This is a genomic window from Pseudoalteromonas sp. B160 (assembly GCF_037162485.1).
GTDB lineage: Bacteria > Pseudomonadota > Gammaproteobacteria > Enterobacterales > Alteromonadaceae > Pseudoalteromonas > Pseudoalteromonas rhizosphaerae.
Map to the genome: position 1 here is coordinate 61608 of NZ_JARLUX010000002.1, position 26696 is coordinate 88303.

23 protein-coding genes and 2 pseudogenes are annotated in these 26696 nt (G+C 39.3%); 8 read left to right on the forward strand and 17 right to left on the reverse strand.

From position 1 onward, the window contains the following. Nucleotides 1-90: 90 nt before the first annotated feature. The 15 genes and pseudogenes from P4S61_RS18940 to P4S61_RS19010 all read right to left on the reverse strand — a co-directional run bounded on the left by P4S61_RS18940 (nucleotide 91) and on the right by P4S61_RS19010 (nucleotide 14511). Entirely contained in the window at nucleotides 91-822 is a 732-nt protein-coding gene (locus P4S61_RS18940) for a M48 family metallopeptidase (RefSeq protein WP_337118961.1), read from the reverse strand. Further along, nucleotides 822-3962 (reverse strand): type I restriction endonuclease subunit R, encoded by a 3141-nt coding sequence (locus P4S61_RS18945; RefSeq protein WP_337118962.1) that lies wholly within the window; start codon nucleotides 3960-3962, stop codon nucleotides 822-824. The genes P4S61_RS18940 and P4S61_RS18945 overlap by 1 nt, the downstream gene beginning before the upstream one ends. 1 nt (nucleotide 3963) lies before the next feature. Beyond that, on the reverse strand, nucleotides 3964-4089 hold the full coding sequence (locus P4S61_RS18950; RefSeq protein ID WP_337118963.1) for a hypothetical protein: 126 nt from the start codon (nucleotides 4087-4089) through the stop codon (nucleotides 3964-3966). A 67-nt stretch (nucleotides 4090-4156) separates the two neighbouring features. After that, nucleotides 4157-4474 (reverse strand): GmrSD restriction endonuclease domain-containing protein, encoded by a 318-nt coding sequence (locus P4S61_RS18955; protein WP_337118964.1) that lies wholly within the window; start codon nucleotides 4472-4474, stop codon nucleotides 4157-4159. Then, nucleotides 4464-5990 (reverse strand): DUF262 domain-containing protein, encoded by a 1527-nt coding sequence (locus P4S61_RS18960; protein WP_337118965.1) that lies wholly within the window; start codon nucleotides 5988-5990, stop codon nucleotides 4464-4466. Before P4S61_RS18960 ends, P4S61_RS18955 begins: the two co-directional genes overlap by 11 nt. Beyond that, nucleotides 5983-6831 carry a DUF7834 domain-containing protein gene (locus P4S61_RS18965; protein WP_442961617.1) on the reverse strand — a complete coding sequence of 283 codons (849 nt, stop codon included), beginning with the start codon at nucleotides 6829-6831 and terminating at the stop codon, nucleotides 5983-5985. The genes P4S61_RS18960 and P4S61_RS18965 overlap by 8 nt, the downstream gene beginning before the upstream one ends. Nucleotides 6832-6873: 42 nt before the next feature. After that, a pseudogene (locus tag P4S61_RS23035) lies at nucleotides 6874-7421 on the reverse strand (DUF262 domain-containing protein); the annotation flags it as partial. 161 nt (nucleotides 7422-7582) lie between these two features. After that, nucleotides 7583-8521 (reverse strand): ATP-binding protein, encoded by a 939-nt coding sequence (locus tag P4S61_RS18975; protein ID WP_337118968.1) that lies wholly within the window; start codon nucleotides 8519-8521, stop codon nucleotides 7583-7585. 26 nt (nucleotides 8522-8547) lie between these two features. After that, a complete protein-coding gene (locus P4S61_RS18980; RefSeq protein ID WP_337118969.1) occupies nucleotides 8548-9048 on the reverse strand; it encodes an AlbA family DNA-binding domain-containing protein in 501 nt (166 codons plus the stop codon). Further along, on the reverse strand, nucleotides 9048-10415 hold the full coding sequence (locus P4S61_RS18985; RefSeq protein WP_337118970.1) for a restriction endonuclease subunit S: 1368 nt from the start codon (nucleotides 10413-10415) through the stop codon (nucleotides 9048-9050). Before P4S61_RS18985 ends, P4S61_RS18980 begins: the two co-directional genes overlap by 1 nt. Further along, a complete protein-coding gene (locus P4S61_RS18990) occupies nucleotides 10412-12892 on the reverse strand; it encodes a type I restriction-modification system subunit M (protein WP_337118971.1) in 2481 nt (826 codons plus the stop codon). The genes P4S61_RS18985 and P4S61_RS18990 overlap by 4 nt, the downstream gene beginning before the upstream one ends. 32 nt (nucleotides 12893-12924) lie before the next feature. After that, the gene (locus P4S61_RS18995; protein ID WP_024611833.1) at nucleotides 12925-13164 is read right to left on the reverse strand and encodes an HTH-like domain-containing protein; all 240 of its coding nucleotides are present in this window, start codon (nucleotides 13162-13164) and stop codon (nucleotides 12925-12927) included. 105 nt (nucleotides 13165-13269) lie between these two features. Continuing rightward, nucleotides 13270-13476 carry a hypothetical protein gene (locus P4S61_RS19000; RefSeq protein ID WP_337118972.1) on the reverse strand — a complete coding sequence of 69 codons (207 nt, stop codon included), beginning with the start codon at nucleotides 13474-13476 and terminating at the stop codon, nucleotides 13270-13272. 35 nt (nucleotides 13477-13511) lie between these two features. Further along, nucleotides 13512-13859, reverse strand: a complete 348-nt coding sequence (locus P4S61_RS19005) for a hypothetical protein (RefSeq protein WP_337118973.1) — start codon at nucleotides 13857-13859, stop codon at nucleotides 13512-13514. Between the two features lie 190 nt (nucleotides 13860-14049). Further along, nucleotides 14050-14511 (reverse strand): hypothetical protein, encoded by a 462-nt coding sequence (locus P4S61_RS19010; protein WP_337118974.1) that lies wholly within the window; start codon nucleotides 14509-14511, stop codon nucleotides 14050-14052. 250 nt (nucleotides 14512-14761) lie between these two features. Here P4S61_RS19010 and P4S61_RS19015 point away from each other — a divergent pair, with 250 nt between their 5' ends. From P4S61_RS19015 to P4S61_RS19040, 6 genes and pseudogenes are all read left to right on the forward strand, one after another. After that, nucleotides 14762-16783 carry an AAA family ATPase gene (locus P4S61_RS19015; RefSeq protein ID WP_337118975.1) on the forward strand — a complete coding sequence of 674 codons (2022 nt, stop codon included), beginning with the start codon at nucleotides 14762-14764 and terminating at the stop codon, nucleotides 16781-16783. Between the two features lie 63 nt (nucleotides 16784-16846). Then, on the forward strand, nucleotides 16847-17722 hold the full coding sequence (locus tag P4S61_RS19020; RefSeq protein ID WP_337118976.1) for an HNH endonuclease: 876 nt from the start codon (nucleotides 16847-16849) through the stop codon (nucleotides 17720-17722). A 15-nt stretch (nucleotides 17723-17737) separates the two neighbouring features. After that, nucleotides 17738-18712 (forward strand): helix-turn-helix transcriptional regulator, encoded by a 975-nt coding sequence (locus tag P4S61_RS19025; RefSeq protein ID WP_337118977.1) that lies wholly within the window; start codon nucleotides 17738-17740, stop codon nucleotides 18710-18712. Between the two features lie 78 nt (nucleotides 18713-18790). Continuing rightward, entirely contained in the window at nucleotides 18791-19888 is a 1098-nt protein-coding gene (locus tag P4S61_RS19030) for a cell division protein FtsZ (RefSeq protein WP_337118978.1), read from the forward strand. Nucleotides 19889-19963: 75 nt separating this feature from the next. Continuing rightward, on the forward strand, nucleotides 19964-20290 hold the full coding sequence (locus tag P4S61_RS19035; RefSeq protein ID WP_337118979.1) for a cyclic-phosphate processing receiver domain-containing protein: 327 nt from the start codon (nucleotides 19964-19966) through the stop codon (nucleotides 20288-20290). Between the two features lie 25 nt (nucleotides 20291-20315). After that, nucleotides 20316-21033: pseudogene (locus P4S61_RS19040) on the forward strand (SIR2 family NAD-dependent protein deacylase). A 208-nt stretch (nucleotides 21034-21241) separates the two neighbouring features. On the opposite strand, the gene P4S61_RS19045 reads toward P4S61_RS19040, so the two are convergent. Continuing rightward, a complete protein-coding gene (locus tag P4S61_RS19045) occupies nucleotides 21242-22129 on the reverse strand; it encodes a LysR family transcriptional regulator (protein WP_337118980.1) in 888 nt (295 codons plus the stop codon). Nucleotides 22130-22232: 103 nt separating this feature from the next. Here P4S61_RS19045 and P4S61_RS19050 point away from each other — a divergent pair, with 103 nt between their 5' ends. Together P4S61_RS19050 and P4S61_RS19055 are read left to right on the forward strand one after the other, a co-directional pair. Further along, nucleotides 22233-23348 (forward strand): FAD-dependent monooxygenase, encoded by a 1116-nt coding sequence (locus P4S61_RS19050; RefSeq protein WP_337118981.1) that lies wholly within the window; start codon nucleotides 22233-22235, stop codon nucleotides 23346-23348. A 162-nt stretch (nucleotides 23349-23510) separates the two neighbouring features. Next, nucleotides 23511-26432 (forward strand): TonB-dependent receptor, encoded by a 2922-nt coding sequence (locus P4S61_RS19055; RefSeq protein ID WP_337118982.1) that lies wholly within the window; start codon nucleotides 23511-23513, stop codon nucleotides 26430-26432. On the opposite strand, the gene P4S61_RS19060 is transcribed toward P4S61_RS19055, so the two are convergent. Further along, nucleotides 26429-26644, reverse strand: coding sequence for a ribbon-helix-helix domain-containing protein (locus P4S61_RS19060; protein ID WP_337118983.1), 216 nt, complete (start codon nucleotides 26642-26644; stop codon nucleotides 26429-26431). The genes P4S61_RS19055 and P4S61_RS19060 overlap by 4 nt on opposite strands. Between the last annotated feature and the right edge of the window lie 52 nt (nucleotides 26645-26696).

A 26696-nucleotide genomic window follows, 5' to 3' on the forward strand; every position in this document is an offset into this window, starting at 1 on the left:
CGTGATTTTAAAACGAGAGGCAATGTCTCTCGTTTTTAGTTTTTATGAAATGTGGTTATTTCAAGCTTCAAAATAACTCTCTTATGTTTATCAGTATTGCCAATCCTCGTAAGCTAAAGGCAAGCTGTTTAGTAAGTCTCGGCGCTCGCGCCAGTTATGCATGTGTTTATCTATCAATGCTTTAAAGCGTTCATTGTGGTGTCGTTCAAGTAAGTGGATTAGCTCATGTACTAAAATATACTCTAAACATTCAGGTGGCTTTTTAGCAAGTTCAAGGTTGAGCCAAATCCGCTTTGCTTGAATATTACAGCTGCCCCATTTGGTTTTCATTTTTTTGATATTAAGTGAGTCTGCTTTTACGCCAAGCTTTTTTTGCCATGAAGGCAGTAACTTTTCAATTGATCGTTGCATTTCATCACGATAAAAACGGTTTAATAACTTGAGGCAATTATCGGGTGATGTATTCTCATTCACTTTTAACTCTAACTGACCGCTACCTTTCGCGGTAACGGTAAATTTACCCTCAGGCTTTTTTATTGCTAGCCGGTATTTTTTTCCCCAAAGATAATGACACTCACCATTGACCATTTCACGGATTGACTGTCGTTCTTGTTTTGCAAAGTCAACTTGTTGTTTTTTAATCCAAGCAAGTTTGTTAACAATAGCAAGCCGAATGGATTGCTCACTTGTTTTATTAGGTACCGATAATCTAACTTTGCCATTGGGCGGTAAAACGCTTAAATGGATGTTCTTAATGTCTCGTCGGTTAATTTCAATATCAATACCGCCAACTTGTATTACCTCAGTATTAGCCTTATTCACTAATGATATTCCTTTTGGGCTTTTACAAGCTCCATAACTTCATTGATATCGACTTCATAACTTGCTGTCTCTTGCCTAATTGCATTAACAATCTCACGCTCTTTAAACCTATCGCCAAGCCACTCAGCTTTTTTTGTGTAGCGCACTGCGGTATCAATTTTACTTGTAAGTACTTCATCATTGCCAAAATTATCGTAAATAGCCTGTTTGGCAGGGCTATCTACTGAAGTAGGGTAGTTATGGGCATTATTGCCTGTCGGGTTCACAACTTTTTTAGCTAAAGCTTTAATTTGTTCTAGGTAGTCTTGGTAGCTTATAGCTTGCTCTCTGCGCTGCGCAATAATAGCGTCAAGTAATGTAGCCATGCTTTCAAAGTACTTAGGGTTTACAGGATTTTCATCAACAATGGTTTTTCTAACGTTATTTTCAATCGCTTCCGCCATCGATTCTTCATTATTTCTAATGCCTTCAGGTAATGAATCAAGTCCTGCGCCGTTATTATTTACCACTAAATCTATTAAGCCAAGTTCCTCAAAATCCATGAGTATTTCGCTGTCATCAGCACGAATATACATATCGAGCAAATGCCGCATTGCAGGCTCAAAGCGTTTCATTTCGAGTAAGTCGCCACTGGCTAGTTTTACTTCGTCACGAACTTTCTCAAAATAAGCGACTTCTTTTTTTATTTTTTCAGCTTCAGTCAGTGAATAACCAGCTTGATCCATCTCATTTGCAACATTGGCGTACGCACGTATAAGTTTGGCAACGGTTTGATAAAGGGTTAAACGTAGTGCTTCTTTTTCATTGCGTTCGTTTTCATCTGTTGGTTCAACTCCTGATTCACCACAAAAGTAATGAATAAAGTCTTTAGTATTTCTTGGTGCTTTTACTGGTTCACATAAAGCTCTAACAGCTTCTAATGCATTGTCTAAATCAGATTTAGATTCTTTGAGGCGATCTTTTAATAAACCAGCGACATCTTCTTCATCGTAACCATCAAAAGCTTCAGCGGTGAAATCTTTAATCGCTTTATCTAATGAGCGAAATAAATCTTTATAATCGATAATATAACCATAGTCTTTATCTTCACCGTCAAGCCTATTTACACGACAAATTGCTTGAAACAGATTGTGGTCAGCCATCTTTTTATCAATATATAAATAGGTAGCAGAAGGAGCATCAAAACCGGTCAATAGCTTATCTACCACAATAAGTAACCGCATTTGACCAGGTTCATCAATAAAGCGCTTTTTAACTGTTTTTTCAAACTCTTCTACGCGTTTTGCAGCTTCATGTTCGGGTAGCTCAAAATAGTTCGCCAGCATTTTTCGGTAGGTGTCGTACTTAAATAATTTTTGAGTTAAACCTTCACCTGATTCTTCACCTTTAATACTACTTGCAGAAGGCTGATAACTTGTCACAACAGCGCATTTGCCAGCAAGATCCGTTTTACTAAATAAGTCATAAACAACGCAGGCTTGGTGCACACTTGCGCAAACCAACATGGCATTACCTCTGCCGGTCATAAGTGCAGGTTTGATCTCCATATCCATCAAAATGTCACTAACAATTTGCTCTAAGCGAGATTTACTCGAAAGCACCTTTTGCATGGTGCCCCATTTTTGTTTGAGCTGCATTTTGGCTAGGTTTGAAAGCCCTTTAGTCTTAGCCTCAAACCATTGATCTACTTTTTTCTCTGAAGTTAAATGCTGATCGATGTCTCTAGCTTCATACCGTAAGTCGAGTACTACACCGTCATTTACAGCTTCATCAAACTTATAGGTGTGAATGTATGGGCCAAATACTTCTAAAGACTTTTTCTTGTCCTTTTTCATTAATGGTGTACCAGTAAAACCAACAAACATAGCATCAGGTAAAAGCGCTTTCATTGCTTCGTGTAACTTACCCGATTGCGTTCTATGACACTCATCCACAAACACAAATAGGTTGCCTTTAGCAGCAAAGTCACTTGGTAAGTTTTTAGTCAGTGCTTCAAGATAATCTTTTGTTGCTTCTTCATCGTCTTCATCGTTTGGAGCTTCACCATTACGGCCAAATTTGTGTACTAATGAGCAAAGTAGCCAAGGGTTAGGTTGGTTTAAGGTGGCAACTAAATCTTGACCACTTTGGGTACGATATATCTCTTCATCAACACCAGAAAATACCTTCTCAATTTGTTCATCTAGTTCGGTTCTATCCGTCACTATTAATACTCGCGAGTCCGTTATATTTTCACGTATCCACTTAGCTAGCCACACCATAGTCAGGCTTTTACCCGAACCTTGAGTATGCCAAATAATACCATCTTGCTTTGCTGTTACATGTTTTTTAGCGGCTTGAACACCAAAAAACTGATTATGCCGGCAGGTTTTTTTAACGCCGGCATCAAACACAATAAAATCATGTATAAGCTGCAAAAATCGATGTTTATCGCATAATTGAGCAAGATGAGTATCTAGTAAGGTATCAGCTGTTATACCCGTAGCTGGTAAGCCTTGTGCGCTATCTGGCTCTTTCCATTCTAAGTAATATTTTTCAGAGGTTTCAATGGTGCCGTAGCGTATCCCTTGGGTATCATTACCCGCCATCACCAGTTGCATGGTGGTGAAAAAGTTACGAATAAAGTCCTTTTTCTGATTATCGAGATTTTGACGAATGCCTTCACCAACCGATACCGATGAGCGTTTAAGCTCAATCACGCCAAGGGCAATACCGTTAACGTAAATCACAATGTCGGGGCGCTTTTTAAGTTCACCTTTTACCGTCACTTCTTCAGCAATGGCAAAATGATTGGCAGCAGGGTTTTGCCAGTCAATCAGCCAAACGGTTTGGTTGAGCTCGCCTGTGCCCTCTTTTTCTTTTACGCCATAACGCAGCAGGCGATAAACTTCTTTATTGGCATCATAAAGTTTTTTACCTTCGCCCAGCGCAGCGGCAGCGTCTAATTTTCGTAATGCACGCTTAATAAGCGCTTCAGGTGTTCCACGGGCTTTAAGCCATTTAGTAAGTAATGCCGTTTCAATGTTGCTGTTGCCTTCGCGGTATTCCCAATCACCTAAATAGTCGTAATTTAGCTGCTCTTTAATAAATGTAACCGCTCGATTTTGGGTTTTTCGTTCTAATTGACCGACATTACTCATACTACTTCCTTGTTTGCGTTTTCTTTTTTGTTTTTGTTGAACCACATAAAATAGACAGCATTTCTTGTCCATGCTTTATTATTTGGGCTTCTTCCCAGCTATCGTCTTGCTCCATTAGTTGTAGCATTTCATATAGCTTTAGGCTATCGATCTGATTTTTCTTTAACCCAGCGGTAAAATGATTAAGTTTTGTTTTAGGGGAAATTACTTAAACGTGAATTTTTACTATGACTTATTAAGCACAAGTTACCGAACTCATGAAGCGAACCACCTTTAAGTGGTTCGAAGTCATTCATTGGATGTTGCGGATAAAAGTGCTCAACAGAGCTTCTAAATGTAAATTCGAACTCAGAAATAATAGCTGTTGAATTACGTTTTTTTCGCCAAAGCAAATAATCAAGATAGTTAAAAACAAAGTTATTCTCTATTTTCCCAAAACACAGCTTATCAATATTAATATCATTTGCGGTTAAATTTTTTGGATAGTCGTTTGATTTCGACTTATAAATCATTTTCAAAGTACGTTTTACCCTCTTGGTGAGAGAGAAAACGGTCAAATATAAAGCGTTTAGCTACCCGCCTTAGGTGCTTCAAGTAATCTTTAAAATCAATTTCTTCTGCGTTGTATAAATAATAAAGAGCAGCATTGAGCCAATGCTTATAAACCAAAGTCGGAGTGGAAACATGAAAAGCCGACAGCAACATTAGGCATACTCGGTTTTCTCCCTTAAAGCCATCTTCATCATCTAGTTCATTACTGCCACCAAAAGTGTTTATATAGCTTTGGCTTTTTGTATTATAAAAATGCAGACGCTTTAAGCTCCATTTATCTTTACCGTCACTAAATTCACGTTTGATGATGAATTGGTCAAAAAGGTATTTGCACTTTAATAATGCATAAACGAAGTCTTTTACTGCTTTAACTTTATTGTTGCTGTCTTTTAAATATCTATCAAACTGTTCTAGTAAGCGCTTATCGTCTAATGCGATGTCTTGTTTTGTTAAAACTCGTAACACATGAAGTAAGAAGTTTGAAAAGTTAATCACGCTATTAAAGCGCTCAGGTGTAAGCGTAATATCTGTCCCTAAAGACGACGGTGGTGGCTTGGCTAACATGTCATTTAGCGAAAGAGAGGCGCTTTCAACTTTTCCGCTCTGTTTTGTTTTGGCTACGCTTTCAATACACGCAGCTAAATCAGCATAATTTATTGGCGTAAATTGCCCCCAGTCGTCTTTACCAAATATGCAGTGGCGCTCATCTGTGTTAAAACCATACTGAATGTAACGTTCCATATTAGCGGTAGCGTCCCAGACCTTACTTAATAATTTTTTATCATTGTCATCGGTTAGCACCGACATCAATCTTGCTTTAATCACTTCATGCTTTTCAAGCTGTTCACCACGATTATTCATTACCTCAAAGTAATGATTCAAATCGGTATCTGCTGGTACACAAACACGAGTAATTTCTACTTTATCGAATAAGTAAGAGCAAAACCCTTCTAGCTTAGCTCCAAGCGCTAATAAGCCCTTTTCAAGTAATGTATAACCATTAATTACATCTAAATTATAGTCATCTGTGTTTAGGTGCTCTAAAGCAACGCCCTGAATCAAACTTGCAAAAGTGTCAGATGACTTCTGACGACTTTCAAAACTGAGATTTACTACGTCATACCAATCCATATCAAAGGTTTGATACTTAGTGACCATACGTTTAAGCGCAAAAGACAATAAGGTAAGGGTCGTAAAGCGCTGCTGACCATCTATGACTTCATAGCTGTCATCTTTGCGCTTAAACACCACCAATGTACCAATATAATAGGTTTGATTTGGTTTATTTTCCTGATAATCCAACACATCTTGAATCAATTGATTAATTTCGCCTTCACCCCATGCATAATTACGTTGATACATAGGGACTAAATATCGGTTAGTATCACTTAATAACCCTTTAACGTTGTAACTATGTATCTGATTGTTCGCATTGACATTACTGCTTTGCACCTTGAGTGCTTGGACATTATTCATAGTACTTCATTTCCTCAAACAGATTAGCGATCTCGGTAAGCTTAGTTCCATTACATTCAGACTTTTTCAATGTTGGTAAAGGCCAATTTAATACATCACTTGGTTGTACTGCTTGTTTTATACGCTCAAACACATTATGGGTGAGTGCATGTTTATTCATGCGCTCAATACCAACAACCTGCATTTTCAAGCGGCAGCTATAAGCCCAAATAAACAGCTTTTCTATGGCTTGAGATAGCTCATGTGAGCCAAACTTATCTAAATAAAAAATCACCGCGCAATCAAATAGATTACGTATATAGCCATCACCTGTTCGTGTACGTGAACTGTAGCTGTTAAGTGTGTATAAAATCTTACAAGCACGTGGTTCTAGTTCGTTATCTAATATGCGAATAAGCTGCTTAGGGTCGTTATTTTTGCTATTACGTTCATCGCTCACTATCTCAGCAATTTTTTGCTGATAATGACTCGTCATTTCAAAAAAGCGCCTACCGTTTATAATCATTTGATCAAGGTGGAAAGGAAAACGCATACGTTGATGATCAATATGGCGCTGATATTGCGCGTTATAGTCATCAACAAAGTGATGGGAAATGCGAAGTGGTTCTACATATGGGTAAAGTCCAACCTGGTCAAGATTTACCCCTTTAAATAATCCCACTTGTGATTTGTTAAAATACAGTGCCGATTTCCCTTGTGCCCAGTTGCGAATACGAAATAAGTAGTTAGCAAACAATCGTGCTAGCTGTCCGCTCTCTAAGCTTTCCCAATGGCGTACAGAATCGGCTTTTAATTCGGTTTCAGCGTCTGAAAACTCACGTAAATGAAAGGCTTTTAACAAATCGTGCGGATCTAAATCTCGGCCTCTAGCATTTTGTGAATCAAAAAACTGAAAGGCTTCAGATACATCATTAAGTACAAAAGTAACCACTTCACAGCGTTTCAATAAAAACTCAATATCGGCCTCGGTAAAATCATTTCGTGCTACCGCGCGTTTAGCTGCCATAAAATTTTGATGTAAATTACGATGCGATATATCACTATTAAAGGTTTGACGTTGTAAAAAATTATTAATTGGTTGCTCAAGTGAGAGCAGCAATGTTTTTACATCTTGACGTTTAATTTGTGCATTGGAGTCACTTGTATTGAGCCGTTCATCTAGCAAGGCTTTTACCAATAGCACAAGTGTGAGCGTACGTTGCTGCCCATCAACAATGTCGAGCGTTTCTTGTTTTTTTCTGAATGTTTATGAAATACAATAGATCCAAGGCGGTAAGCTAATTTACCTCTATAAATTTTTAAATCGCCGAGCAAATCAGCAAGGTTAGCTTGTGTCCATTTGTAAGGGCGTTGATAGTTAGGTATAGCTAAATTACTCTTTTTGAGTAATGTGCTAACCGATATAATGTCCTTATTAAGTTTTCCTGTCATAGTTATTATTTCAACTTCACATTTTAGATTATTAAAACTCTTTATTTATAAAGTAATCAAGCAAATTGATTTAAATAAAGTTTATAAATTACAGCTTGTTATGTTTTTTTGCTTTATAAAATCACTTAATTGATTCTCTAGTCAAGCAACGGTCAAGCAAATTAATACCAGTGTGGTACGTAGCGCATTGCTTTGGTTCCTGCATCGGCATCATAAGGTTTAATTAAGCCCGCATGGACTGTATCCTTTATTATTCTGCTTACCATTGCGCTATTCTTTTCTGCAATAGCAAAGCGCTCGCGTAGCGACTTATTATTCATATGCTCTCTGTTTACATGCTTTAAACAACAATGCTGATAACAGGCACGAATACGATCTTCTTTGTCCATTTCAGCAAACTCCCTATGACCAAATAAAACAGAACGAGTATGGTGCTCTGTTACTTCAAATAAAGGGGCAGGTAATTGATATAACTCAGTTTGAAAAATAACTTTATCAATACCCGTACCGCGCTCTTCACAAATATTAATACGGCGCATAAAAGACGCTAGCGCTTCGTTACGGCTTCTGGGTGGAGAATCTAAAAATCGGTCTGTATCAACTAGCGGAATACCAGGGTTGGTTATTTCCATGCGCGTATCGAATAGCTCAACCATAGGTCCTGTGCCTGTTAACGAAAAATCTTGATGAATAATAGCGTTAGCCGCTAATTCGCGTATCGCTAGCTCTGGATACATAGGTACTTCTTTACGAAATGCTTTGCCAATTTCTTCATTAGAAGGCAGTAGGGTCTTTAAATAATCTATAAGTCCTTCGAAGCCAACGGCATAGCCTTTATTACCTTCGAGTTCTCGTACTGTTTCTACTCGGCTATTCCCTTTATACTGTACTAACCGTACGGCTTTGCGAGCTAGATGCTGAAAATCTTGCAGCTTTTTAGCAAATAATATCGCCCCTAAATTGGTAATATGCCATTTACCCGCTTGCGTTGCACTAATGAGTTTATCAGCTTCAAGTGCGTTTAAAATCCCTTCGCGACCTTCAGGTAGAGGCAAATTAACTAAGTCAAAATAAGAGGGGTAGTCTATAAGCTTTAGCACTTCTTCAACATTGCAATTTTCTGCTGCTAATTGTTGCTCAAACGGGGTGTTATCAAATACGCGCCATAACGCACGTTCTTTTTCGGGGTATTCACGTAGTTTTTTTTGTAAGAGCCAATACGAATAAACTCTGTACCATCAAATTGCACAGGTGTATGCGCTGCTGCCTGCACCTCCAAAATAACAACAGGTAAATCGTTAACATGGCTAAATTCGTAAAACTGAAAATGTATTTTGGGTGCGGTTTTTTGTAACAACCAGCTCTCTAGCTCTTGCCCTTTATGCTTTTGAGTTGAAGGTTTAAAGTTCGTACCAATTACATCATGGGTCTTATCATCTACACCATAAACTAAGTACGCAGTTTGCTTGCCAAGTAGCGCGGCTGAGTTTGCGAGTGCAGAGATATATTCGCCAATTTTAATCACATCAACATTATGCTTAAATTCCACCCATTCGGTTTCATCGGGTAAATGGCATAACTCTTTTAACAGAGCTCGCAGCTGGGCAAGGCTTTGTTCTGTCGGCATCAGCTACCTCCATCCTGTTTAGTCTCAAGTTTTTTAAATGGCAATCTTGTGCGGCCTGTGAGTAGCTGTTGCATCATGCCTTGTTTGATTTGGCGCGTTTTCGTCAAGCGCTGTTCAAGGGTTTGGATTTCGTTATCCATATCTGAGAGAATAGTGGCGATGGCGGTTTGTTCTTCTTTTGAGTCTGGGCAAGGAATCTTATAGTTTTGGAGTGCTGAAAATGGAACTCTTCGATGACCTGCGCTTCCTACCATTTCACTTTCTAACTCTTGTCTAAATATCTCTCTTGTTGTCCAAAAATATATAAAATCTGAATCAGCATTTAACTTTGCTCTTAACACATGAAATTCAGTACTACCGAAGCCATGCTCCGTATCTAATTGTTTGGTATGGCAACCTTTTCCATTCTCAAAACAAGGAGTAATTTTGGCAACTAAAACATCATCACGTTCAAAATATGTAAAACCAGACTTAACTTTACTAATTTTGACGGGCGTCTGCTTGATCAATCGAGCACTTTCACTCACATCTTGCATACTGATAAAGGTAGTCGTCATATCAGCTTTTAAGGACTTTCTTGATATAGATTGCTCAAATAGTTCACCAAAAGAAACAACATCCCAATCCTCAGGGATTTCACCTAGTTCACAGGGTTTTGTGTCTTTTGGCTGGCCTTGCTTTTCACCTTCGGTGTAAGTGGCAAATTGAGGTAGACGGGTTTTGCCTGTCAGCAGTTGCTGCATGGTGGCGGTTTTAATTGCTTGTTTTTTGGCGATCAGCTTTTCCAATTCCGTTAATAGCGCATCAACATCGGACAAGGCATTGGCAATGGCGGTTTGTTCTTCTACGGACGGTAGAGCAATTTTGTAATTTTTGACGTCATTGCTGGTAATATTAGGGTCTTTTCGGCTACTGCTAGCAACACCTTTCCAATAATCAACATTGTAATTTAATTCAGACAATAAATAATACGAGTGCAGCTTTTTAGGTTTAGGCTTTACAGCAACTAATGCTTGGTTTATGGATGAAGGTTGAGTGATATAGCCTGTGCGACCTATTTGATTAAAACCTCCATACATAGCTACCAACACACTACCAACTGGATGTTTTTTAAGTCCTGTTTCTGCTATAGCTAAATCAGTAATTTGCTCTTCAGATATCTCAAGTAATGAGTTATTAAGATCGGTAGTCTTAATCCAGTTATTGTTACCACCAACGAAATACCTATCGTGTTGTGATCTCGGTGGAGTTGTTCCTCCTCCAAAGCTACAAACTTCGTGTAATGGTGCTGCATTCCAATCCTCAGGAATGATTCCAACCTCTGTTTGCTTAAAACCTTCAGGTATTGCTTGCATTAAAGCACTCATACTGACCACTCCAAGCCCATTGCTTTTAAGTGACCTGCGACTTTGTCATTAAGTTCATCGACTGATTTGCTGAGTGTTGGTAATGGCGTGCTGTATCGTTCTTCCAATTCTTTAACACGGTTTGCCATTTGTTGAGTGACACGTTCAATCTCACTAATAATATTGGCTTGCAGAGTTGCTAACCATTTATCATCAACAATCAGGGTTTTGATTTCATCAATAGTCAGTTTTGGATATTGGTTAAATACGGCTAAATCCAAAGCCTCTTGCGCTTCTTTCACCGATTTTTTAGCAGCAGCTTCAGCATTAAATAGCTTGGTTGCTTGTTTCAGCGCTTTAACTTCATCAATGTCAGTTGCCAGTTTGGCTCTTGCAGCAACGCTGGCTTTGGTGATTTTGTCTTTATCGTTGAGTGCTTCAACTAATAAACCATCTTCGCCAGCATTCTCCTCGATATAGTTTTCAAGGGACTGAGTTGCTTCATCTTGCTTGGCTTGTAGCGCATCAACTTTGGCTTGTTTATCGGCAAAATAACGAGCAATTATTAAGCTTGGCGGAATGAGCTCAGCTTTGTACTTTGTTTTATTGATAATTAAATCAGGTGTTTCTTTAAGCTTTTCGCCTTTTTTAGCGATTAACTCCCGTAAGGTATTACCTGCTTGCCAATCGTCTTGCGCTATTACATAAACATCATCTTGTAGGGTATCAGCCCAATAATCCATTAGTATTTGGTAAATATCGTATTTACTGAGTAGTTCGCTATTGGCATAGGCGCTAAGCAAGTTTTCTGAAATATTAAAGATAAAGTCTTTTGGATTATCGCCTACTTTAATCTCTTTTAAATTAGCTTCTGGTATCCAATTTTTAAATGGCAATAAGCTGCGGCTGGCAAAGTCTTTAAATTCTTGATGCGCAAGAATGCTGCTTTTAACTTGGCTGGCTTCCAGCATACAGAGGCTGTAACCGCTTCGTTTAGGGTCAGGCGCTGGCTTGAATAAAGTTGCTCGAATACTTGGAAATACCTGCCAGTAATGCTCAAGGGCATCAATATCACGGTTAGGAATACCGCCTTGCAGATGAGCGCTTAAATCGTGTAAATCTTCTGGCTCAGATGAGTCAATATAACGCGGAATATTAAGGTTGTAATGATTTTTGGCGATTTCGTCAAGAGGTACTAAACGGCTAAAGCGTTCAAGCTGTAAACCTTTGTTAAATACATCAACAACTTTATGAATGTCTTGGCTGCGCAGGCGGTTTTTATTGCCGTCTTTAATAAAGCCTTTGGAAGCATCAATCATAAAAATAGAGCGACCTTCAATGGTCGGTAGATTTTTATCGTCTTCAGTAAAATTAGTAACCGCTTTTTGCGCGTGTTCTTTGTCGATCACGATAATACAAGCAGGAATACCCGTACCGTAGAACAGGTTAGCGGGTAAGCCAATAATGCCTTTGATGTAACCTTGCTTGATTAGGTTTTCTCGAATGGTGGCTTCGGCATTACCACGGAATAATACTCCGTGTGGTAATATTACTGCCCCTTTACCTGTACTTTTTAAACTTTTAATAATATGTAGTAAAAAGGTGTAGTCGCCGTTTTTTTCTGGTGGTATGCCCCACGTAAAACGGTTATATAAATCGTTTTCCGGCGTTAAGCCGCTAGTCCAGTTTTTGTTAGAAAAAGGTGGATTAGCGACTGCAAAATCAAAAGTTTTAAGTTGGCCATCTGCATCTTTCCAGTGTGGTTCTGAAAGCGTATTACCCTTGAAAATTTTAGCCGTTGTATTGTTGTGCAATATCATGTTCATACGAGCGAGTGCGCTAGTCGCGTTATCCATTTCTTGCCCGTAAATAGACAGCCCTCGGGGTGCTTCGTCACTGGCTTTTAATAATAACGAGCCTGAGCCAGAAGTTGGGTCGTATGCGGTGGCATCTTGCGGGGTATCTTTTGTTATTCCTACCACTTTGGCCAAAATTTGCGAGACTTCTGAGGGGGTATAAAACTGCCCTTTGGATTTACCTGACTCGGTAGCAAAGTGGCGCATTAAATACTCGTAAGCATCACCTAATAAGTCATCGCCAGCGGCGCGGTTGGCGGATAGGTCGAGCCCTTGAAAGATGCCGACTAATTTAGTGAGGCGGTCGATCATCTCTTTGCCTTTACCTAACTTGTCTTCATCGTTAAAGTCGGCCACATCAATCACGCCCTTAAGGTCGTTTTCTTCAGCAAGGGCTGAAATGATTTTATTAATTTTATCGCCAATTTCTTTATCGCCTTTAGCGGCAATCATATCGTCGTAGCTTGCACCTTTTGGTACGACTATCATGCCGTAAGGGTCGCCTTTAAATTTGTCGCTTACGTACTTCATAAATAACATAGTCAGTACGTAGTCTTTATATTGGCTGGCATCCATACCACCACGTAGTTCGTCACAACTTGCCCAAAGAGATGAATAGAGTTCTGTTTTTTTAATAGCCATTGGAGTTTCGTTTAATCCTTGTGAAAGCGTTATTAGAGCAAGTCGGTGCTTAAGCCTGCGGCTTTGAGTCGTTGAGTGAGGTTGCGCATTTTTGAAAATTCAGTGCCGAAACTGTCTTTTAACCCTACACCTTGGCAAAATTCTTTAGCGGTTATGCTTTTTAGATTATCAGCGTATTTAATCATTTGTAGGTGCATTTCGACAGTAAACTGATTGCGTGGCGCGTTGTTTAACGCTGTTTTGATATTATCGAATATCACTTGCTCGTTCATAAGAGTGTACTTTGAGAAGAGTATTTAGCTAATTTATATAAATTAGCTAAATAAGCAAGAGGAGATTGGGTTTATAGTCAACAATGCTAACTCTATAAGTCGATATTAAGGATTAAGGTCTCTGAGTTTATCGAGTTCATCTACACGTAAGTTTAACGACATCACTAAATTTAAGATTAACTCTTCAGGAGTTAAACTTTCACGATTAAATGCGGAGTCTATTAATTGCTCAGTTATTGGATGCAGAGTTAAATCTTTTGCTAAGCCATAAACTTCTTCAAGATCTAAATCATCGGCTTTTGGGGAGGACACTTCTAAGGGGATTTCTTTTTTAGCTTTTTGCTTAGCTAAAAGCTTTTTAATTTTTTCTGGTGTTTTAAAGATTCCTGCTCCAGCTCTTCCTTCAAGCGGTCAGTTTTATTTTTAACTGTGTTCTTTAGTATCTTTTTGGCTTGCTGTGCAGCATCATGGGAGTCATCAATAATAGTGCTCATTCTAGTTTGTGGTGCATAAGTGTGCTGCAAACTAAATGAGACATCATCAACGTCATCACCTAAAACTCGATTAGTCCAACCTTTAAGTGTTTCATTTTCATCTATAGGGCCTGGTACATTAGTTCTAGCAATATTCCCTTCAAAGTCGACAATAACACCGTACACTTCCATAATTCTGCGGCAATAATTATGTTTATTCATTTTAATTCCTTATTTACAACCCAAATATTGGTGAGGTTTTTTGTATCCATCATTTCGTTAATTTCAATTAGCTTTAAATAAGCTTTATTCTTACTAGCCTTTTGTTCTGGTTTAGCGAGTTTTGAATTTGCCATTGTAACTGGGGTTACGTTTATATAGTGGAAGCTATCCAAGCGGTTAAGTACTTTATTTAAAGCGTCGGTAGAAATTGAAGTTTTAAATAACGCAGATAATTGGTCGGCAAGGGGGTGGGGTCTATTTCTCTCTCAAATCCATCGCTAAAAACAATATCCTCCCCGAATTCACCATAGTTTTCGAGGTCTAACTCTTTTGAGGTACATAAGTAAACCATGCCTTCAGCTTTGTGACGCCATTCAAGTATTTCAAATAAGGCTAAGGCTATTTTAATATCAAGTGGCTGTAAATTAGGGTTGGAGATTACATTTAAAGCAAAATGTTCGTCTCCTTCTGGCGCCTTATCAAATGCAAATTCATCACCGTAGTTATGTTTTGTAGATTTTTGTAGAAAAGTGCGATGGATATATAACTCCCCACGGCGTGCATACTCTTTAGATAACTCTATGTTTTGATGTTTATTCTTTATGATAATAGGATTATCAGATGAACCTGGTTTTTTATTCAATATTTCCATATAAATCCTCACACGTGCCTTTTAGAGCTATTAGTTAATTTTACATCTTCAAATTAGACAATAAACATCATATATAACAAGTTGTTATAGAGCTTAAAGTCAAAAATCATTTAAAAAATTAAATTTCAGTCGTTTTTATGTTTTTAAGTTGTTGTTTTATATTGTAAATTTAGTTTTATTGTTACGTGGTCTCAAAATTTTTTGCCTTGCTACTATGTATCCATTGATTACAAACAACTAGGTACATAGCATGAACACAACCCCTCAATTAAAACGTATTGTGGCACACTTTACCACTGAATTATTAGAAGAGTTCGACACAGAAGAGCTTTGGCAAGATAAGCTATTTAAAAAGGCTTTATGTAGCATTTCTGGTTTCAGCTATACAAATTTACAGGGCTTAGATGTTGATGATTTGACCTCGAGATTAGATCATTTAGCAATCAACACAATGTCAAAAACGATACAAAAAAATGTGTATATATTTTGTAAAGCGTTTTCACTGCCAAAAGTGGTTACTCCTTTAGTTATTTTTTCGTGCTGTATGACGCTCAGTAAACCATTGCGCGAACTTGTTGAATACTTACGTGACGATTACGCGAGCGTTATTTTAGAAAAAATAGCTTACGTGCTTAGTATTGATGAGGCACTGCTTAACAAGCAAATTGGGTTAATTATTGAATCTGGCATGTATTCAATGGATATGGAGATATTTGCTGGGGAAGATGAGTTTTTAATATTACCAAACGCAATTGCTAAAAGCCTGCTCGAGGGTAAGTTAAATAGTGAAAGTGATATTTTATCTAACTTGGTCACTGCCTGTGAAGCTTCTGAACTTAGCGCTGCTGATTTATCGCACTTAGATTTAAATACTTTACTAAAAGCTACACAAAATGCGACTAAGACCGGTGGACAACCATTGAGTATTTTATTTTATGGTGTGCCAGGTTCGGGTAAAACTTCATTGGCGAAATATTTAGCGCAAGCGTGTGACTCGCAGTTGCTTAAGGTGCAAGCTAAAGGTAGCAACTTAATAAACCCAACGAACGAGCTCGATAGTCGAAGCGCAAGCTCTGAGCTGCGTTTAGAACACTTTAATGTGGTGAGTAAGCTGGTAGCAAAACGTAAAAAGTCAATATTGTTACTGGATGAGTGTGAAAACATTTTTGAGCGTGATTTATTCTCTAAAAGCTTCTCAAAGGAGCTACTTCATACTTATATTGAAAATCATCCGGTAGTGAGTATTTGGATCACCAACCATTTAGAGGATTTACCACAGAGCGTTATTAGACGATTTAATATTGTTTACGAAATTCCTGAGCTAAACAAAGCAACTAAAGAAAAAATGATTGGCAAATATGTTAAAGGCTTGAGTGTTGGTAACAGCTTTATAAGTCAGTTAGCTGCTCAAAAGAATTTGCTGCCAGCTCATATTGCTAAAGCAGTACATGTAGCGAGGTTATGTGGGTTTAAAGCTCAAGAAGCACGTGAATGTATTGAAGAGAATATTCAAGACACCTTAACTGCATGCGGCTTTTCAACATATGAATTAACTTATCAAGCAGCGCAAAAGTTTAATCCACAAATGGTAAACGTAGAGTCTGAGTATGCATCACTCGAACAGGTGGAAGAGGCTGTAATAGAGTATTCAAGTTCACGTACATTGCTAACTGGCCCGCCAGGCACAGGTAAAACAGCCTTTGTGAATTATTTATGCGAAAAAGCTGACTTTAAACTTATTTCGATCAAAGCATCTGACTTACTAAGCAAGTGGGTTGGCGAAAATGAGCAAAACATTGCTCAACTATTTAAACAAGCTACACAAGAAGGAAGTGCAATATTTATTGATGAAGCTGATAGCTTGTTGTGTAGCCGTGAACAAGCAACGGCAAATTGGGAGGTACAAACAGTTAATGAATTATTATGCCAGATGGAGCAATTTCAACTCCCACTTTTTGCTGCGACTAACTTTGCTAAAAACTTAGATAAAGCGGTAATGAGGCGATTTGATTTTAATTTAAATTTAACCTACTTAACTTCGGTTCAAGCTAAGCAATTATTTAAAGATACATTGGGCCAAGGGGTGTTAAAGAAGGACCTAATGCATAAGCTATTCAAACTGTCGAAGTTAACACCAGGTGACTTTGCGATTGTAAAAAGGCAAATGAAATTTTCAAAGAAACGAATAACTCAAGAGCGAATGTTATCAATCTTACAAGAACAAAACGATTTAAAAGAAGGTGGGAAGCAAAAAATCGGATTTGTTTTGTAGTTTTAAAATTAGCTATTTATAAAAAATTTAATTTTGTTAAATTTATTAAGAGAGATTAATGTTATGGGTAAAAAAAGAACACCGGATTTATCAGGAAAAGAAAACACTAAAAAATGGTTACAGGACAACCCTAAAGTTTTTCTACTAGTAAAAGAAATACTGGAGTTTTGTGAGCCGTACCGTAATCCTGACTTTGAATATGGCTGGTATAATAATAATATTTTTAAATTTGGTAGGGATTCTGTTGGACCAAGATTGGGGATTAGTTGTAATTTGAAAGAATGTGTAGTAGTTGCTACTCTCTTAAATAAACAGAACATACCCGATAGGTTAGGTTTTGAACAATGCCAAAGAAAGCCAGAACTTAGTCGGCTGACTCTGAAATTTAAAGTTGGTATTGATAATAAAAACAATTATAGACGTTTGATGGAAGTGATTGCTACAAACTTATTAACTCCTTTATCTTGTAATAGCGAGGTTAATTTTTCTAAAGAATCAAAAATCTTATTGACTAGCTTCATCAATAAAATAGCTCAAGCTAAGGGGTTTAGCAAAACAGAAAAAGATTCGCTTATAAAAGCAAGAATAGGGCAAGGGAGATATAGAGCAGCTTTAGATGATATTTGGAAAGGCTGCGCACTAACAGGTATAAAATGTAGAGATTTACTTCGAGCTTCACATATCAAAGCTTGGCGCGATGCTGAAGATAGTGAAAGGACAGACCCGTTTAACGGTTTGTTGCTTTCAGCACATTTAGATGCACTATTTGATAGAGGTTTGATTAGCTTTGATTCAGAAGGTTTTATCATGATAGCTGACTCTATAAGTGAATCAGATTTAAATAAGTTATCGATTGATAAAAGTATGCAACTTAACATGCACCCAGAAACGCAAAAGTATATGGAGCACCATCGAGACAAATATAACTTTGAATCTTGATATGAAAGTTTATTAATGAATTCACACCGCCATTTATCAATTTTAGAGCTTGTGCCAATAGCGCCAAGCTCTATCTCGACTCAACAGCTACTGCAAAAACTGATTAAACGTGGGTTGGAGATTTCAACCCGCATGCTCCAACGCGACCTGCAATCGCTATTCGAACAAGGTTGCTTTGGGCTTGAAAAAGACATGCGGAGTAAACCGTATGGCTGGTCTATCAATGCGCAGTGGCGAGGTGGTAGCGCTAAAATAATGAGCAGTGAAGTGGCTGAGCATTATTTGTTGTTGGAGCAGTTATTACCGCAATCTGTACCGAGTGAGGTTAAACAGTCTGTACGCATTAAAGCCGAGCAAGCGCTTAAGCGTTTTAATGGGCATGTGCCTGACTGGCTTTCAACCCAGCCTAAGCCTTCGTTAAAAGTGAATATTGATACTCAGTTAGTGGCGCAAATTGAGCATGCGATTAAGCATAAGCGTGCAGTGAGTGCTGAGCTTTATAGGGTGCTTTACGATGAGGCACATTGGTTAAAGTTTGCTGAGTTGAGTTTTTATAATTTGGTGGAGCAAGGCGGTGTGTTGATGGCGCAGTTTATGGTGGGGCAACTTCACGATAAATGCTATCAAATGCCGGTTTACCGTATTCGTAATGTAAAGGTACTGCAAAAAACACGACGTGAGCCAAGCACTGAGCAGCTAAAGTCGTTGCGCAGTGCGATTAATAAAGGTATGACGCAAAAAGCGATTGAGATAGTTGTGAAAGTACCTAACCATTCGGCGGTTAATCAAGGTTTTATTGAACTTGGCGAGCTGACTGACAAACAACATATTAATGATAAAAGCGTATTACTCACCTACCAAACTATTGATACCGAGCAACTAAACGATGAGCTATTTAAATGTGCTCATTGGCTCGAGGTCATAAAACCTGAGCGTATCCGAAAAAGAATCATTACAAAGCTTAAAGCTGCTACTACAAACTACCTCTAATGACCTTAGCTAGTCTGGGTGCGTCAAAAATTGACGCACCTGTTTGCTATGCTTCTTTTAAAGATGAAAGGAGTGGTTATGTTTCAATTAATTGAGCAGCAAGATGGTTTATCTATTGGTGTATTTGGTATTGGTGGCTGCGGCTGTAATACGTTAAATAGTATTTATGAGCAGCGAGAGAGTAAGCAGGCTAAGTTATTTAGTGTTAATACCGATAAAGTGGTGCTCGAACATACACAAAGTGATGATGCCGTGCTTATCGGTGCTGAGTTAACTCATGGTTATGGCGCTGGGGCCGATCCTGAGGTTGGCCTGCAGGCTGCTCAAGAGAGTAAAGAGCAACTGTTAGTATTAATAAATAGCTGCGATATTTTATTGTGTGCAACAGGGCTTGGTGGTGGCACCGGCACTGGCGCAAGCCCATTTATAGCGCAGCTTGCGCGTGAGCAAAATAAACCAGTGATATTTGTAGCGACATTGCCTTTTAGCAGTGAGGGGCAGTTTAGAAGCAACATAGCGCAAGCAGGGCTGAATACCTTAAAAGAGTATGCTAATGCGGTGATCACGTTACCTAATGATCAACTTATTGAAGTGTTAGGTAATGATGTTGGCTTGTTTGATGCCTTTAAACACAGCAACCAAATATTGCATTCATTAATAAAATCGTTAATCGATATGCTGTGTTATCAAGGTTTGATTAACGTTGATTTAAACGACTTTGCTAAAATTATGGATTGCCAAGGCGATGCCGTATTAGGTGTAGGCAAGTGCGATCTTGAAGATGAACTTGCAAACGCGCTTGATGGGGCGCTTAATAATCCGCTGGTTAACCAAGTTGATATGTCATCAAGTACCGGCGTTATTGTGCAAGTAAACTGTAAAGATGAGATTTCACTGGGTAGTTATAATCTCATCACCGACACGGTTCGCCAGCAAGTTAGCCCTAATGCGTTAGTGATCTGTGGTGTGTCTAAAATTGAGAGCTTAGCAACTAATTATGAGCTGTTGATCATAGCAACTGGCGCAAGCGCTAAGATGCTTGTTGAACCTAATGATAAAGCGCCTAATAGTGAACTAAAAAAGCCAGAAGCTGTAATTTCTAAACCCCAAACTTCTGATATTTTTGACATACCAGCGTTTATACGTAATCAAGTTCCAGCACCATCTGAAAAATAACTATTATTATATAGCTTAAAGGGTTGTTAGTTATTGCTTTCAGAGTCTGAATACATTTTTCAGTGAGATAAACCTATGAATGTATATTTAGATGATGAAAGAGAAGCACCAGCCGGTTGGTTACGAGCCTATTGGCCTGACGAAGTGATTGCATTTTTGAAGAGCGGCAAAGTAAAACAGCTCAGCCTTGATCATGATTTAGGAAATGATAATAAAGGCACTGGCTATGACGTTTTACTTTGGATTGAGCGGGCAGTGTTTATTGATGGTTTTGTACCACCGACAATAGCCGTTCATTCAGCCAATAGCTCAGCACGAATTAAAATGGAATGCGCAATTACACAAATTAACTTACTGGCTAGAAATCAACAGGGTTCTAAACGCTGCAATAACGAGTCGTAAATCTTACAATTAAACAGGATTATTTATGACGATATTATATATCACTGGCGCAGGTGTAAGTGCAGCCAGTGACATACCGACTTTGAGGGGCAAGACGGTTATTGGACCATTGGCAGTAAAAATTATACACCGATGAAAATGGCCACTCGCGCGATGTATAAATTTAATCCTCACGAATTTTTAGCGTGGTATTACCATCGATTTACGACTTATAGAGATTATGGGCCAAATGAAGTACATAAATGGCTTAGTGATAAAAATGTGAACACCCAAAATATTGATGGGCTTGATGGCAAAGCGGGTAACAAAAACTACATCGCTATTCATGGTCGCCTTGATCAAATGACTCTCTATCAAAAAAATGGTTTGCCAGAACCAATAGCCGCACCATGGTATAAAGTTGATGAAAGCCGCTTAAACGATTCGTTATTGGAGCTGTTTAACATTGAAAACAAAAATCCGAAGGTGAACCGTTCGTTTAAACCGTATGTGTTGTTATTTGATGAATACTACACTGAGCTTTACCGTTTTCGTGAAGCTAAACAACGCATGCTTAATGCAGATAAAATGGTGTTTATTGGTACCTCTTTTAATGTTGGCACATTACCAATATGGCGCTTCAGATAGCAGCAGAGTATAACAAGCTAGTTGAAATTGTAGATCCTGATCCTGTGGCGTTCTCAATTGGAAACATCACATATAAAAAAATGACGGCAATCGACTATATACAAAAAATGGGATGATTTCTATTCGTCGCACAGGGCAATTAATTAGTAAATGATTAATTGCCCTGTGGTGAGGATAATCAAACCATTTATTACTTTTTGGACAGAGGTTAAACGCCTCGATGATTTGAGTTTTAAAAGTTATCTTTAGCAAACCAGAGTATGAGGGCTAATACTTTCCTTCTTCTAGCTTACTTGTACATCTAATTCTAACTGCATTGATATCTTAGGTAAGCTCAATGCATTTAGACTTTAAGAATTCTAAAAATACTTTTACCTTTTCTAGCGGGTATTTTCTGCCTGCATAAAATGCGTATAACACCAGATCTTCTGGTTCATGGTCGAGTTTAATATTGATCAATGAGCCGTTGTCTATATCTTCTTGGCATGCATGAATGGGTAAAATGGCATAGCCGAGCCCTTTTAGTGCAGCGGCTTTGGCCATGTTGCCACTGTTTACTTTAAAATTAGATTTTACTTGCACTGCTTGTTGTTGTTTAAAACGCCAAGGCATACCTTGCAGTACTGATAAGCTAGTAATACAAGGAACTTTACTTAACTCATCTAGCGAGCGAGGCGGTGGCGCATTGTTTATCAGTTGTGGCGCGCCAACAATGCAACTGGGCCAGCGCAGCAGTTCTTTAGCAATCCAACCTGAATCGTCCAATGGCCCACGGCCAAAGCGTAGCACCAGATCAAATCCCTCTAACAAGCCTTCGGTTGGATTTAATTGCGTATCGCAACTTAGTTGTATTTGTGGATGCACAGAGCAAAACTCTGCGCTTATTTCGGCTAAAAAAGGCAGATCAGGCATGATGATTTTAAGGTGCCTGGCAAGAGAATCACCATACACAGACACCTCTTCTAGCGAGTCATTCATTGCTTGTATCAGTGGGGTGATAGATTGATAAAGTTGTTTTCCTGCAACCGTTGCAATCATTTTTCGGGTGGTACGTTGTAATAACCTTAAATTAAGTTGCTTCTCTAATAACGCGACATGGCGGCTAACATTAGATGTAGGCAATTGCAGTTGTTCGGCTGCGAGTTTAAAGCTCAGTTGTTCATATACGCACTGAAAGCTGAGTAACCACTGAAGTTCGATTTTATCAATCATTAATTAACTCAAAATATGGGATTAATAACGCAATTATTACTAATTTATCTTAAAAAATGACTTTGTGATAATGGTTATTCAGTTAATTATTGAGGTAAAGAATATGAACAGCAAGCGAATTGCCATTGTGGGTGCGGGCATCGGGGGAATAGCGCTGGCCATTCTTGCAGCACGAAAAGGTTATCAGGTGAGCATATTTGAGCGCGATAGTGAGATTTCTTCTATAGGTGCCGGGGTAACGTTATGGCCGAATGCAATGTTTGTGTTACAGCAAATGGGCTTGGATAAACATATCCAAGCGCTGGGCGGTATGCCTTTGTTTATGCGTCTGTGTGATCAGCATGGCACGGTGCAAAGTGAATTTGATATTGCAAAAGTAAATACACTCAGTGGTTTTTCTAGTATCAGTATATTGCGCCGTGATCTTATGAGTGTGTTGGGCCGCACATTAGCTGATTTAGGAGCAAACATACATTTTAACAGCGCAATAACCGTATCAGAGATTGCTCAACTAAAACAAGATTTTGATTTAGTTGTGGGTGCTGATGGGCGGATGAACTCGGTGGTAAGGCAATTCTTATATGCTGAAAAAATCACTCCTCAGTATCAGGGGTTTATTAATATTATTGCTATTAGCCAGTTAAAACCGGGCACTTTAGATAACGTGATCCATGATTTTCGCGGCCGTGGCGAGCGCTTTGGTATTGTGCCTGTTAAAGCAGACCTTTGTTATTGGGCTGCGGGTTGGAGTGCAAATATTGATAAAGCGCGGCCGCTATCTGCTTGGTATGAAGAAATGCACCAACGCTTTTTAACTTGGCCAGATGCAGTACAGCAGGTGCTTAAGTCTTATGATGAAAACTCACTGAAACGAATATTTGTGCACGATATTGACCGTTTGCCATATTGGCATCAAGGTAACGTACTGATTATGGGAGATGCGGCTCATGCTCCTTTACCTACTTCAGGGCAGGGGGCATGTCAGGCGCTAGAAGATGCTTTGCATCTTGTACGGGTGTTAGAAAAGTATGATGATTTAGAGCACGCCTTAACGGCTTTTTATCAACAACGTATAGATAAAACCTCAGCCTCTCAACTTGTTGGTCGGCAAGTTGCGCAGAAAATTTTTACTACAGCAGCTGACACTAATGAGACCCCAGCGCTAGGTATTTGTGCTCAGCAGTTAGTAACCTTATGGATGCAAGGCTTGAGTAATTAACCTATCGAGCTCTGTTATTTAGGTGCGAGCAAGGCTATTTATGAGGTGGTTATTTGCTCGCTTATTCAGTTACTTGTAAGTTGTGGTTAACAATCCATTAAGTCTGGCTGTGTACAATTGCCGCCTTTACAATTGTTAACCAGTAATGGACTCGTACATTCAATGTCAACCTCAACGTGTTACTCGCCTTTAGCAGCATCGCTGCGTTTTTCAGTTATTAGTTTGTCGGTTTTTAGTGCAATGAATGCGGCGGCTGCCGAGCAATTAACAGGCACTCAAACAGAAAAAGATATAGAAGTGATTGAAGTGCGAGGTATTCGCTCTAGCATGGCTGAAAACTTAGCGGTGAAGCGTTTATCGAGTTCTGTGGTTGATGCCATTACCGCTGAAGACATTGGTAAATTCCTGGATAAAAACGTGGCTGATTCACTAGCCCGTGTGCCGGGTGTAGTGATTGAACGTGACGGCGGTGAAGGATCAACGGTAAGTATTCGTGGTTTATCGTCTGATCTTACTTACACGCAGTTAAATGGTAATTTTATTGCCTCCTCACCAGGGGAGCCATCTCGTTCATTTGATTATGCTTTACTCCCATCAGCGATGATCGCAAGCGTTGAAGTATTTAAATCACCTGAAGCGCGACTAGATGAAGGTGGCGTCGGTGGTACAGTGTTAATGCATAGCCGCAAACCACTGGATATGGATGCTAATTCGGGCGTTTTTAATGTTGAAAGTACTTATGCAGATGTAACGGAAGATTATGAACCTCAGTTTACTGGTTTGTATTCATGGAAAAACGATAGCGATAGCTTTGGTTTTTTACTTGGCTATACCCGTCAAGAGCGCACCAACCGTACGCTCTCTGGTGGCACAGATGCCAATGTTTGGCGTTACACAGGCCAGCAAGCCGTTGATATAAATGGCAACGAGGTTGATAACAGTAATGACTGGGGCGCAGTGACTGATGCCAACGGGCAACGTTATGAGAATATGTGGTTTCCGCAGGTGGTGCGCAGCTCTGTTGTGAATGAAAAACGTGAACGTGAAGGCGTGCAGTTTTCGACTCAGTGGCGACCAACTAATCGCATTGAACTAGGTTTTAATTACTTTGGCTTTAGTTTAAAGCAACAACGCAGCGACTCGGTTGTTGATATGCCGGAATGGGCGTTAAATCCTGACTTTTTAACAGGTATTACACTTGATGAAAGTGGCACAATTGTCAATGGCATGGACTATAGTGCCATGGCCAGTGGCGTTGAAAAAGATATGCAATTGCCGTGGTTGCGCGGCAGTTATGTGGATGAAGAGTCAACCTCTGATACTTTTGATTTTAACTTAAGCTACGAAGGCGACAACTTTACAGCACGCTTTGTCGTCGGTAAAACTAAAGCTAAAGGCGGGCCAAAAGAAAGTTGGCAAGCAGCGTATAAAAGCTCAAACGCGGGTGAGGGGCAAAGTAATATTGAGAACGCCTCGCAAAGTGCCGCTTGGTCAATCAGTGATGACCGTATTTCGATGCTGATAGACCCAAATACACTCAATAACTTACTCGCAGGTGTTGGCGGAGGTCGTGATGCAGGATCATCGAACTCAAGTTTTGTACGTAGCACCTTAGAAGAAAAGTACTACCAAGGCGACGTTGATTTTTATGTTGATTGGGGCATATTGACCACCATTCGCACTGGTGCAAAATACCGTGATGCATCACTGCATCGCGAAACGGGCAACAACTTTTTCCTTGATCCGAGTTTTGATATTGCCGCAGGCGAGGCAAGCGCAGGGGGTATCACGCAATTTGATAGCTATCAATGGAATAATGGTATGCCACAGGCACAAGATGTGTTTAATGTGGAAGGTGAAAGCAATATTGCTGGTGGCTTTAATATCAATTTAATGCCAACTATTAATTGGCATAAATATCGCGATTATATTTACAGCAACTACGTGCCGTATACTCGAATTGAAGATAACTTTGTCTATGATATTGCCGAGCAGATCAGTGCGTTTTATTTACAAGGTGATTTTGAATACAGAGATATACGCGGTAATTTTGGTGTGCGGGTTGTACAAACCAAGACTAGCAGTGCTTCAACCGATCTCTATACCTTTTTATTGGATGAAACCGATGACGAAACGGGCGAGCAAATCACCGGTGATGATCGTTTAGTTGAGCAATACCAGTTGATCACCCAGCAAACAACAGACACCCACGTATTGCCGAGTTTAAATATTGCGTGGGATGCCAGTGATGATGTGGTGATCCGTGGTGCGCTTGCTAAAGTGATGTCGCGCCCCGATTACGGCGATTTGGGTAGTCAACAGCGTATTACTTATGTGTCGGACGAATGGGCAGATGATCGCGCCGCTTTTAATGAACAACCCGGATTTAGTGGCAGTGGTGGCAATAAAAATTTAAAAGCGTTTGAGTCAGTACAAGCCGATTTATCTCTTGAGTATTACTACGCGCCAGGCTCTGCATTAGGTGTAGCGTTATTTCATAAACAGGTCGATAACTTTATCGTGCCACTGGTGATTGATTCACAGCGTGAATTTGCAGGGCAAGCAGGTCTTGTTGATGCTGGTACTATTAGCATTTCCCCGTATAGCACCGTAGGTAATGGTACTGATGCGGTATCAAAAGGGGTGGAAGTGTTTATTCAACACGCCTTTGATAATGGCTTTGGTATTTACGCAAACTACACGTATAACAACACCAATCAGGCCGATGTAACAGTTGCAGGTGAAAAGTTAGCAGAGTCGCCATTAATAGGCAGTGCTGAATATCAATATAACACCTCCGTTTATTATGAAGGGGATAGTTTTAACATTCGCGCTTCGTACAATAAACGAGGTGAAACGGTGCTCGGTATTAACAGTGGTTTAAATGTCTACCAAGACCCATACCAGCAAGTAGATGTAAATGCAGCATATAACGTTACCGATAACTTAAGCTTTACCGCAGCGGTAATTAACTTAACGCAATCGGAGTCGGTAACACGTTTGGGTAAAGATACCGATGCGAGGCTACTTAATACTAGTTATTCAGGCCGCCGTTATTATGCTGGGATTAATTACAGCTTTTAATTTGAAAAGTACCGGCTTTGCTCACGGTTGAGCACTTGCTGTACATCAACACTCGCCAATGGTTGGCTAAGATCACGACAGATCTCGCCATTGGCGATCAGCGCGAGATAACGTGAGCAACAAACTCTTAAAAAAGAGGTGAAATTGCTCACGTCATGTTTTGCTTGCAGGGATTCGCGATACAGTTTACAAATCATCTGATTAATACTCATGTTATCGCGTGCGGCAATTTCTTCTAAAGTGTGCCAAAAAACTGCTCTAACC